A 9,703-nucleotide genomic window follows, 5' to 3' on the forward strand; every position below is an offset into this window, starting at 1 on the left:
GCATTTCCACGCTGGAGCGTGCGGAACGATAACCTGACTATCGTGCGACGCTTTGCGTCGCATGTCTTTCCGGACGCTCTGCGTCCCCTTGACGACGCAGAGCGTCGAGACCTGCATTCCCACGCTGGAGCGTGCGGAACGATGACCTGACTATCGTGCAACGCTCTGCGTCGCATGTCTTTCCGGACGCTCTGCGCCCCCTTGACGACGCAGAGCGTCGAGACCTGCATTCCCACGCTGGAGCGTGCGGAACGATAACCTGACTATCGTGCGACGCTCTGCGTCGCATGCCTTTCTGGACGCTCTGCGTCCCCTTGACGACGCAGAGCGTCGAGACTGCTTTCCCACGCTGGAGCGTGCGGAACGATAATCTCAACTATCGTGCGACGCTCCGTGCAGAAGGAGCATCTGACGCTCAACCAAATATCTTCTTGAAAAACACCTGCATGTCCGACCAGGAGCTCTGGTCGGCAGCCTTGTTGTAACCGATGTCCGGACCGCCGTGTTCGCCGTGGCTCAGGCGGTCGGCGTCGGGGTTGGTGAAGCCGTGTTTGGCGTCGTCGATGCTGACAAATGTGTAGTCGGCCTTGGCGTCGTCCATTTCCTTTTTGAACGCAGCGACGTTTTCAGGCGTGACCATGCTGTCTTTGGCACCATGCTCGACCAGCATCGGCACTTTGATGCCCGGTTTGGCCGGGGTGTTGGTCACCAGTGCGCCGTGAAAACTCACCACGCCCAGCAACGGCTCGCCGCGTCGGGCCGCATCGAGCACGATCTTGCCGCCAAAACAGTAGCCGACCGCTGCAATCTTTTTCGCGTCGGTCTGCGGCTGCTTCTTCAATTGCTCCAGCCCGGCGTCAAAGCGCTTGTTGGCAGCATCGCTGTCCTTCAGCGCGGCCTGCATGAAGGCCATCGCGTCTTTCGGATGCTCGGTGTTCTTGCCTTCGCCGTACATGTCGATGGCCATCGCGCTATATCCCAATGCAGCCAGATCGCGGGCGCGGCGCTTGGCGTAGTCGTTCAGCCCCCACCACTCATGAACCACCAGCACACCAGGCCGCGGCCCCTTTATGGCGTCGTCGTAAGCGTAGTAACCCACCAGCTTTGTACCGTCGGCACTTTTGTAATCGATCTGCTCAGTCTTGATCGCCGCCTGGGCGAGGCCGGTCAGGCCCATCATGATCATTGCAATCCACACACGCATGGTCAGCTCCTTATTGGTGTTTTGAAGTGGCAACAACGATAGCCGATTCTGTTACGCCTCGTATGGATGAGTGTTCAGCGCCGGTTCATGCCGTGTTCAGTCGGGGTTCAGCCCGGCGCGATTACTGTTGAACCGTACCTTGACAGCGTCCCCGAGCGTAAAAGGAGTCGATATGTTGAATCTCAACAAGTTTTTCCTGGCCTTGGCTTTTCTGGGTGGCAGTGCGGCGCTACAGGCTGGCGATGGCCGGCTTGACGTGCCCCGTATCGAGTTCGGCAAGACCAGCGAAAGGCTCGACGACGCCAACGGCTGGGGGCATGCGCTGGGGGAGCAGGCGCATGCCAATGTCTCGATGGGGACGCTTTATTCACCGCCGGTTTACGGCACCGTGACGGGGACTCACAATGGCGTGCCTGTCAGCCGCGAAATCCTGCTGGGCAGCTATGATGTGACACAACATGTGCCCGTCAGCGCCCGCCTGTTGAGTACTGATGCGACGATGTCGTTTCATTCTTTGTCTTGAGGCTGCGATTGTGCCTGGGAGAGCTGCATGAAGTTGTTGGTAGTTGAGGATGAAGCGCTGCTGCGTCATCACTTGCGAACCCGTCTGACCGAAGCGGGCCATGTGGTTGAGGCGGTGGCCAACGCTGAGGAAGCGTTGTATCAGGTCACGCAATTCAATCACGACCTGGCGGTGATCGATCTGGGCTTGCCGGGCATCGGCGGGCTGGACCTGATTCGGCAGTTGCGCACAGTGGGCAAGGCATTTCCGATTCTGATCCTGACCGCACGCGGCAACTGGCAGGACAAGGTCGAAGGGCTGGCGGCCGGCGCTGACGACTACGTGGTCAAACCCTTCCAGTTCGAAGAGCTGGAAGCGCGGCTCAACGCCTTGTTGCGGCGTTCCAGCGGCTTCATTCAGTCCACCATCACGGCTGGTCCGCTGTTGCTGGACCTCAATCGCAAGCATGCCGCCCTGGCCGAGCAACCATTGGCGCTGACCGCTTACGAATACCGCATCCTCGAATACCTGATGCTCCATCATCAGCAAGTGGTGCCCAAAGAGCGCCTGATGGAGCAACTGTACCCCGATGACGACGAGCGCGACCCGAACGTGATCGAAGTACTGGTCGGCCGCCTGCGCCGCAAACTTGATAGCAATGTGGCCTTCAAACCTATCGAAACCGTGCGCGGCATGGGCTATCTGTTCAACGAGCGCTGTACGTGATTCGTTCGCTTCGCCTGCGCCTGATGCTGGGCGCCGCCACTCTGGCGGTGATCTTCATGCTGCTGATGTTGCCTGCTCTGCAGGGGGCGTTCAGCCTGGCGCTGCGCGGGGCGATAGAGCAACGCCTGGCTTCCGACGTGACCACCATGATTTCGGCGGCGCGCGTCGAAGACGATCATCTATTGATGCCGTCCGTGCTGCCGGGCGAACAGTTCAACCTGCCGGGCAGCCGTCTGCTGGGCTACATCTATAACCGCCAGGGGCAGATGGTCTGGCGCTCACTGTCCACCGAAGGCGAGAACATCGACTACCGCCCGCAATATGACGGGCAGGGCAGCGAGTTCACCAAGATCAAGGAAATCAATGGCGATGAGTATTTCGTCTATGACGTCGAGATCCGGCTGCTCGGCGGGCGCAATGCCGCGTTCAGTATCGTCGCCGTGCAGCCCTTGCGTGGCTATCAGGAAACCATCGACGGTTTGCGCCGCAAGCTCTATCTGGGCTTTGGCGCCGCACTGGCGGTGCTGCTCGGGTTGCTGTGGATGGGCCTGACCTGGGGGTTGCGTGCCTTGCGCGGCTTGAGCCAGGAACTGGATCAGGTGGAAGCCGGCGTGCGCGACAGCCTGAGCGAAGAGCATCCCAGCGAACTGCTGCGCCTGACCGACTCGCTGAACCGACTGCTGCGCAGCGAGCGTGAGCAGCGGATTCGTTACCGCGACTCCCTGGACGATCTGGCCCACAGCCTGAAAACACCGCTGGCGGTATTGCAAGGCGTGAGCGAGAACATCGCCAAGCGCCCAGAGGATGTCGAACAGGCGTGGGTGCTGCAATCGCAGATCGAACGCATGAGCCAGCAGATCGGCTATCAGTTGCAACGGGCCAGCCTGCGCAAGAGCGGTCTGGTGCGGCACCATGTCATGCTGCGGCCCGTGGTCGAAAGCCTGTGCAACACGCTGGACAAGGTGTATCGAGACAAACAGGTCAAGGCCACGCTGGACCTGCCGGAACATTGTCAGGTGCACATGGAGGAGGGCGCGCTGCTGGAAATGCTCGGCAACCTGCTGGAAAACGCCTATCGGCTATGCCTCAGCGAAGTACGCGTCAGCTTTACCCGCTCAACGGACGGCGATGAACTGTGCATCGAAGACGACGGCCCCGGCGTCCCGCAGAGCCAGCGGGCGCGCATTCTGGAGCGCGGCGAACGGCTGGACCGGCAGAACCCCGGACAGGGCATTGGTCTGGCGGTGGTCAAGGACATCATCGAAAGCTACGGCGCGCAACTGACGCTGGGCGACTCACCACTAGGCGGCGCGGCGTTCAGGATTCATTTTCTGGCGCAGTGAGGGTCAAACGCTCGCCCTGTGGACGTAATGCACGCCGATTCAAGATCGGACGCAGAGCGTCCAGAGCGGCATGCCGACGCGGAGCGTCGCACGATAATAACCGCGCTCCAGCGTGGGAATGCAGTCCTTGACGCTCTGCGTCACAGGTTCGCGCCACGCCTCATATCTCTCCTGTCCGCTTCAAGAAGGCGGATACCCGCCACTGAACGCTTGTTTTTCTCACCATACGGCGGAAAACCGCCACGTCTTTCCTGGTTTCCGGCTACCGTTACCCGTTCGCGCCTTGTAAAGCGGGGCTTTGATGGCTATTTGATTCTATGGCACGCCTATTGCTATCTAGTTGGCAGAGGTCTGCCTTGCGCAGCTCGACAAAACAAATCCCTCCAGTGCAGGAGGGTTAGCGCTTTATAGGCTCGCGTGCATCAGGTGAAGATGCCGACGACGCCCTTGAGGAAAACTGCAATGACGACTCGTCAGCCCATCTACAAATCCCTCTATTTTCAGGTAATCGTTGCGATTGTCATCGGTATCCTGATCGGTCACTTCTACCCTGATACCGGCAAGGCTCTAAAGCCGCTGGGCGACGGGTTTATCAAACTGATCAAGATGGTTATCGCTCCGATCATCTTCTGTACTGTTGTCAGCGGCATCGCCGGCATGCAGAACATGAAGTCGGTCGGCAAGACCGGCGGTTATGCGCTGTTGTACTTCGAGATCGTTTCGACCATCGCCCTGCTGATCGGTCTGATCGTGGTCAACGTCGTTCAGCCGGGTGCCGGCATGAACATCGACGTCAGCACGCTCGACGCGTCGAAGATCGCCGCTTACGTTACAGCCGGTCAGGACCAGAGTATCGTCGGCTTCATCCTTAACGTGATTCCGAACACCATCGTCGGCGCCTTTGCCAACGGCGATATTCTGCAGGTCCTGATGTTCTCGGTGATCTTCGGCTTCGCGCTGCATCGCCTGGGTTCGTACGGCAAGCCGGTTCTGGACTTCATCGATCGCTTCGCTCACGTCATGTTCAACATCATCAACATGATCATGAAGCTGGCACCTATCGGTGCGTTCGGTGCAATGGCCTTCACCATCGGCGCTTATGGCGTAAGCTCGCTGGTGCAGCTGGGTCAGTTGATGATCTGCTTCTACATCACATGCGCCCTGTTCGTGGCGCTGGTGCTGGGTGCCATCTGCCGCGCGCACGGTTTCAGCGTCTTCAAGCTGATTCGCTACATCCGTGAGGAACTGCTGATCGTTCTGGGTACGTCCTCCTCGGAATCGGCCCTGCCACGCATGCTGATCAAGATGGAGCGTCTGGGTGCCAAGAAGTCCGTCGTGGGCCTGGTTATCCCGACTGGCTACTCGTTCAACCTGGACGGTACTTCCATCTACCTGACCATGGCTGCCGTGTTCATCGCCCAGGCGACCAACACCCACATGGACATCACTCACCAGATCACCTTGCTGCTGGTGCTGCTGTTGTCGTCCAAAGGTGCTGCTGGCGTAACCGGTAGCGGTTTCATCGTGCTGGCCGCCACCCTGTCGGCTGTTGGCCACCTGCCGGTTGCCGGTCTGGCGCTGATTCTGGGTATTGACCGCTTCATGTCCGAAGCCCGCGCGCTGACCAATCTGGTGGGTAACGCTGTTGCGACCGTTGTAGTTGCCAAGTGGGTCGGCGAGCTGGACACCGACAAGCTGCAATCCGAACTGGCTTCCGGTGGCAGTGCCATCCTGGAAACCCGTCCTGAAGACGACCTTGGCGTTGCCGAAGGCCCGACTCCAGCCAATGCTGTGAATACAACTAAAACGGTCTGATTGACCATCGGCCATGAAAAAACCCATCTTCGGATGGGTTTTTTTATATCTGCAGCTTTGTCGGGGATTATTCGGTACGCGTCTCGCCGCTGTACACCAGCGTTTCACGGCAGCGGCGGCACAGGTAGCGCCGCCCTTTGCGGACCATGCCGTGGCGTTGTGCCGAGAACGGAAAGTCACTGTCCGGGCAAGGGCAACGGTAGATGTAGCGGATCACACTGCGCCGCTTGACGGCATAGGTGTGACAGCGATTGGGCGGCAGTTCATAGACGCCGCGCATGATCAATTGCCACTCTTCGCCATGCGGTTGGATACTGCCACCGAACAACTGGTGGGCAATCAGATGCGCCACTTCGTGTGGCACGGTCTGGCGCAGGAAATCTTCAGCGTTTTCCTTGTACAACTGTGGATTGAAGCGCAGCAGGTTTTCGTGCAGGTGAGCCACACCGGCTTTCTGGCCGCGCAACCGGAAACTGACCACCGGGCGTTTGAAGGTGCGCTTGAAGAAGGCTTCGGCTTGTTGGTAGCAGGTTTCGACGCGTGAATTGAGTTGTTCGGGCATGCTTTAGGGTTCTCCAGTGCGTCAAGTATGCCGCAATGTGGCTACGCTCTGAAAATGCCGACCGCCCGGTGGTCGTTTTTGATCAGGCGTTGTTGCCTGACGAAACAGCACCAGCGCAGCATATTTAACCCACGGTCGGTTACAGGTAAAATGTCCGGCTTTTCTCAAGCTACCGTCAGCGGATATTTCCATAAATGGGCACCCTTTCAGTCAATCAGAACAAACTGCAGAAACGTCTGCGTCGGCTGGCCGGCGAGGCGGTTGCCGACTTCAACATGATCGAAGAGGGTGACAAGGTCATGGTCTGCCTGTCCGGTGGCAAGGACAGTTACACCATGCTCGATGTGCTGATGCATCTGCAGAAGGTCGCGCCGATCAAATTCGACATCGTGGCCGTCAACATGGACCAGAAGCAGCCCGGCTTTCCCGAGCACGTGCTGCCTGCCTACCTGAAAGAGCTGGGTATCGAGTACCACATCGTCGAAAAAGACACGTACTCGGTCGTCAAGGAGCTGATCCCCGAAGGCAAGACCACCTGCTCGCTGTGCTCTCGGTTGCGTCGTGGCACGCTGTATACCTTCGCCGATGAAATAGGCGCTACCAAAATGGCCTTGGGGCACCACCGCGACGACATCGTCGAGACATTCTTCCTCAATATGTTTTTCAATGGCTCGCTCAAGGCCATGCCACCCAAGCTGCGTGCCGATGACGGCCGCAACGTGGTGATTCGTCCGTTGGCCTACTGCCACGAGAAGGACATTCAGGCGTATTCGGACCTCAAGCAGTTTCCGATCATCCCGTGCAACCTTTGCGGCTCTCAGGAGAATCTGCAGCGTCAGGTGGTCAAGGACATGCTGCAGGAATGGGAGCGCAAGACGCCGGGTCGCACCGAAAGCATTTTCCGCGCTCTGCAGAACGTACAGCCTTCACAGTTGGCCGACCGCAACCTGTTCGACTTCAGCAACCTGCGCATCGACGAAACCGCTGCGTCGCGGTTCGTCAATGTGGTCAACCTCTGATAGAAGTCAGTGGTTGACCGTGAAGGCCAGCATCGCTGACAGCTGGCACATCGGTCGACCGCTTTCTGAGTGCCACTGGTTGAACACACCCTGCACGATGGCCTGATCGCGTTTGCTGGTCGGCACACGGTCGACGATATCCTGCGCGTTCAGCGCGGCCACTACGTCCCAGGTCGGAATGAAGGTGTCCTTGCCGACCATGCGCAGGAAGCGCGGTGCCGACAGACCGCCCATCTGGTTGCCGTGCTTGGCGAGGTACTGCCACAGGCCGGTAATGTCATCGACCGGCCATTGGGCGATGAACTTCCCGAAGCTGCCGTGCTCCTGTTCGATGTCCAGAATCAGTTGCGCATTACGCGGCACGCTCTTGAGTTTGCCCAGATGACGGATGATGCGCGCATCCTGCATCAGCCGCTCCAGGTGATCGGCCCCCATCAGCACGACTTTTTCCGGATCGAAGCGAAAGAAGACTTCCTCGAAGGCCGGCCATTTAGCGTCCACCAGACTGTGTTTCAGGCCTGCACGAAAGACACGCAGGGCCATGGTCGACAGGTAGCGGTCGGCGCTGATGGCTTGCAGTTGTTTCGGTGTCTTCGGGGAGGGCAGGTGGGCTTCCAGTGCTTTGGTGGAGCCGAATCGATTCAGGCAATACTCGTTCAGCCATTTGTAGTCTTGCATCGGTTCTCCAAAGAAATTCGACAGGCAGGTCAAGGGTTCAGACCGACCCTTGCGCTGCAAGTTTGCGATTTAACTGAAAGCGTCTGACCTGCCCTGGCGATTCAGCTGCGCGGTGTGTCCAGCTGCAATGCGGTTTTTGCCAGACGCTGGCCCAGTGCACGGCACAGGTCGGTTTCATGGCGGTCGAGCGCACGCTTGCCATCGGCACCCGCATGATGACTGGCGCCATAGGGCGTGCCGCCGCCTGTGGTTTCCAGCAGCGCCGATTCGCTGTAAGGCAGGCCCATGATCAGCATGCCGTGGTGCAGCAACGGCAGCAGCATGGACATCAGCGTGGTTTCCTGACCGCCGTGCAGGCTGGCGGTGGAGGTGAAAACGCCTGCGGGTTTGCCCACCAGCGCGCCGGTCAGCCACAGGTTGCTGGTGCCGTCGAGAAAGTATTTCAGCGGAGCGGCCATGTTGCCGAAGCGGGTCGGGCTGCCGAGTGCCAGACCCGAGCAGTTTTTCAGGTCGTCGAGGGTCGCGTACAGCGCGCCGTTTTCCGGAATGTCGGGGGCCGTCGCTTCGCAGTCCGCGGAAACGGCGGGCACGGTGCGCAAGCGCGCTTCCATGCCGCCCAGTTCAATGCCGCGGGCAATCTGCCGGGCCATTTCGCTGGTGGAGCCATTGCGGCTGTAATAGAGGACCAGAATGTAGGGTGTGCTCACGGCAGCAGCTCCAGAATGTTCTCGGGTGGGCGGCCAATAACAGCCTTGTCGCCTGCGACCAGAATCGGCCGTTCGATCAGTTTGGGGTGGGCGGCCATGGCGGTGATCAGTTGCTCGTCGCCCAGGCTCGGGTCGGCCAGATCGAGTTGCTTGTAATCATCTTCGCCGGTGCGCAGCAGTTGCCTGGCACCGATGCCCAGTTTGCCGAGCAGGTCGCGCAAACGGTCTGCGTCGGGCGGGGTTTCCAGGTACAGGACGATGTCAGGCGCCAGGCCGCGGGCCTGAAGCAGTTCCAGCGCGCCGCGGGATTTGCTGCAGCGCGGGTTGTGATACAGCGTCAGATCGGTCATTTGCACGTCGCATCTCGTGTGGGGTGGCGTATTCTAACCAGCGATGGCACTGTCCGACATATCGAATGGTCAATAGTCGTAGCGTGGGTATAAGTAATTGAAGGTTGAACGGGGCGAGGAAGGAAACAGATGGCAAGGCGATTAACAGCAGCAATGATACTTTTCGGCAGCTTGCTGCTCAGCGGATGCGGTGTGGACCTGGGTACTGACCAGAACGGCCAGAAAGTGGCCAGCGAGCGAATCAAGGGGCATTGGCTGGTGGTTAACTACTGGGCCGAGTGGTGTGGCCCGTGCCGTACCGAAGTCCCTGAATTCAATGCATTGTCCGAGCAGCTCAAGGACAGGAAGGTCACCGTGCTGGGGGTCAACTTCGACAACCTGCAGGGCGATGAGCTGAAAAACGCTGCCAACGCGCTGGGCATCAAGTTCACCGTGCTTGCGCAAGACCCTGCCGAGCAATACAGCCTGCCGCCTTCCGAAGCGCTGCCGGTCACTTACATCATCGACGACAAGGGCAAGATGCGCGAACAACTGCTCGGCGAGCAATCGGCCGCGACCGTGATCCAGAAGCTCAAGACACTGCGCGGCGAGGGCTGATTGCGATGCACCGCGACCGATCTTGACTACACGGCGTAGCGCACACTTGTGACGCAGAGCGTCACGCATTGCATGCCGACGCGGAGCGTCGGCACGATAGTCATCAATTTTCGAGCCGTGTCTTTAGCCCAACTTCTCTAAAGTGCTTTTCAACCCCGGTGGTACAGACGAAGCCGAGTGCGACGTAAGTGACGGCTGAG

Annotated in this window: 11 protein-coding genes; 6 read left to right on the forward strand and 5 right to left on the reverse strand. The window is 59.2% G+C overall.

The features are described from left to right. Positions 1-415: 415 nt before the first annotated feature. Positions 416-1,204 (reverse strand): dienelactone hydrolase family protein, encoded by a 789-nt coding sequence (locus tag ALO80_RS27620; RefSeq protein ID WP_055011264.1) that lies wholly within the window; start codon positions 1,202-1,204, stop codon positions 416-418. A 172-nt stretch (positions 1,205-1,376) separates the two neighbouring features. Here ALO80_RS27620 and ALO80_RS27625 point away from each other — a divergent pair, with 172 nt between their 5' ends. The 4 genes from ALO80_RS27625 (at position 1,377) to ALO80_RS27640 (ending at position 5,590) form a co-directional block, all read left to right on the forward strand. After that, positions 1,377-1,727: a hypothetical protein gene (locus tag ALO80_RS27625; protein WP_055011265.1), complete on the forward strand. Its 351-nt coding sequence runs from the start codon at positions 1,377-1,379 to the stop codon at positions 1,725-1,727. Positions 1,728-1,754: 27 nt separating this feature from the next. Beyond that, on the forward strand, positions 1,755-2,432 hold the full coding sequence (locus ALO80_RS27630; RefSeq protein ID WP_002554629.1) for a response regulator: 678 nt from the start codon (positions 1,755-1,757) through the stop codon (positions 2,430-2,432). Continuing rightward, positions 2,429-3,775 carry an ATP-binding protein gene (locus ALO80_RS27635; protein ID WP_055011266.1) on the forward strand — a complete coding sequence of 449 codons (1,347 nt, stop codon included), beginning with the start codon at positions 2,429-2,431 and terminating at the stop codon, positions 3,773-3,775. The genes ALO80_RS27630 and ALO80_RS27635 overlap by 4 nt, the downstream gene beginning before the upstream one ends. 462 nt (positions 3,776-4,237) lie before the next feature. Continuing rightward, on the forward strand, positions 4,238-5,590 hold the full coding sequence (locus ALO80_RS27640; protein WP_054983983.1) for a dicarboxylate/amino acid:cation symporter: 1,353 nt from the start codon (positions 4,238-4,240) through the stop codon (positions 5,588-5,590). A 67-nt stretch (positions 5,591-5,657) separates the two neighbouring features. Here ALO80_RS27640 and ALO80_RS27645 read toward each other — a convergent pair whose 3' ends face one another. Continuing rightward, complete coding sequence (locus ALO80_RS27645) at positions 5,658-6,152, reverse strand: SprT family zinc-dependent metalloprotease (protein ID WP_054983982.1); 495 nt, start codon at positions 6,150-6,152, stop codon at positions 5,658-5,660. A gap of 194 nt (positions 6,153-6,346) precedes the next feature. Between ALO80_RS27645 and ttcA the strand changes: the two genes are divergently transcribed. Further along, positions 6,347-7,171, forward strand: a complete 825-nt coding sequence (ttcA, locus tag ALO80_RS27650; protein WP_055011267.1) for a tRNA 2-thiocytidine(32) synthetase TtcA — start codon at positions 6,347-6,349, stop codon at positions 7,169-7,171. Positions 7,172-7,177: 6 nt separating this feature from the next. Here the strand turns inward: ttcA and ALO80_RS27655 are convergent, their stop codons facing one another. The 3 genes from ALO80_RS27655 to arsC form a co-directional block, all read right to left on the reverse strand. Beyond that, the gene (locus ALO80_RS27655; RefSeq protein ID WP_055011268.1) at positions 7,178-7,849 is read right to left on the reverse strand and encodes a DNA-3-methyladenine glycosylase I; all 672 of its coding nucleotides are present in this window, start codon (positions 7,847-7,849) and stop codon (positions 7,178-7,180) included. A 101-nt stretch (positions 7,850-7,950) separates the two neighbouring features. Beyond that, on the reverse strand, positions 7,951-8,556 hold the full coding sequence (gene wrbA, locus ALO80_RS27660; RefSeq protein WP_054983979.1) for an NAD(P)H:quinone oxidoreductase: 606 nt from the start codon (positions 8,554-8,556) through the stop codon (positions 7,951-7,953). Next, a complete protein-coding gene (gene arsC, locus ALO80_RS27665; protein WP_055011269.1) occupies positions 8,553-8,906 on the reverse strand; it encodes an arsenate reductase (glutaredoxin) in 354 nt (117 codons plus the stop codon). The genes wrbA and arsC overlap by 4 nt, the downstream gene beginning before the upstream one ends. A gap of 129 nt (positions 8,907-9,035) precedes the next feature. On the opposite strand from arsC, the gene ALO80_RS27670 reads away from it, so the two are divergent. Then, entirely contained in the window at positions 9,036-9,503 is a 468-nt protein-coding gene (locus ALO80_RS27670; protein ID WP_055004831.1) for a TlpA disulfide reductase family protein, read from the forward strand. Positions 9,504-9,703 lie beyond the last annotated feature (200 nt).

Origin of the sequence: Pseudomonas caricapapayae (genome assembly GCF_001400735.1) — a bacterium.
GTDB lineage: Bacteria > Pseudomonadota > Gammaproteobacteria > Pseudomonadales > Pseudomonadaceae > Aquipseudomonas > Aquipseudomonas caricapapayae.